The organism is Petroclostridium xylanilyticum, assembly GCF_002252565.1.
In the GTDB taxonomy this organism is placed as follows: domain Bacteria; phylum Bacillota; class Clostridia; order SK-Y3; family SK-Y3; genus Petroclostridium; species Petroclostridium xylanilyticum.
In genome coordinates this window covers 1-868 of record NZ_NPML01000037.1, presented here as the reverse complement: position 1 = coordinate 868, position 868 = coordinate 1, and the positions used below count along the sequence as shown (strand labels likewise).

Here is an 868-nt window from a genome sequence, read left to right as displayed (position 1 = left end):
CACCTCACCAATATGCAAGCTTTTCTTGTCAGTGTAGATTCATCTGCTTCGCTACTTGTTTTCGCTCCCTTTCGCCACACTCTACCAACGGTGTGGTCAGACTATCTTCCTGCGTCCCTTGCATACTTTTCGGCTTCGGTGGTTACGGAATTTCAACCGTATGTGCATCGACTACGCCTTCCGGCCTCGCCTTAGCTCCCGACTTACCTTGAGCGGACGAACCTTCCTCAAGAAACCTTAGGCTTTCGACGATTATGATTCTCACATAATTCTCGCTACTCATTCCGGCATTCTCACTTCTATCTCGTCCACATGTCCTTTCGGTCATGCTTCTGCCTACCATAGAAAGCTCCCCTACCATACTTGCGTATCCAAAGCTTCGGTATAGGTTTTAGCCCCGTTACATTTTCGGCGCAGAATCACTCGACCAGTGAGCTATTACGCACTCTTTGAATGAATGGCTGCTTCTAAGCCAACATCCTGGTTGTTTTAGCAACTCCACATCCTTTACCACTTAAACCTATTTGGGGACCTTAGCTGTTGGTCTGGGCTGTTTCCCTTTTGACTATGAAACTTATCTCCCATAGTCTGACTCCCGGACATCATCTCTATGGCATTCAGAGTTTGATAGGGTTCGGTAACCGGATAAGGCCCCTAGCCCATTCAGTGCTTTACCTCCATAAGATTAATCCGAGGCTAGCCCTAAAGCTATTTCGGGGAGAACCAGCTATCTCCGAGTTCGATTGGAATTTCTCCGCTACCCACAGCTCATCCCCCACTTTTTCAACAGTGGTGGGTTCGGACCTCCACGAGACTTTACTCCCGCTTCATCCTGTCCATGGGTAGGTCACCCGGTTTCGGGTCGTAT

1 rRNA gene is annotated in these 868 nt (G+C 48.7%); it reads right to left on the bottom strand.

The features are described from left to right. A 23S ribosomal RNA gene (locus CIB29_RS18305) occupies positions 1 to 868 on the bottom strand; the annotation flags it as partial.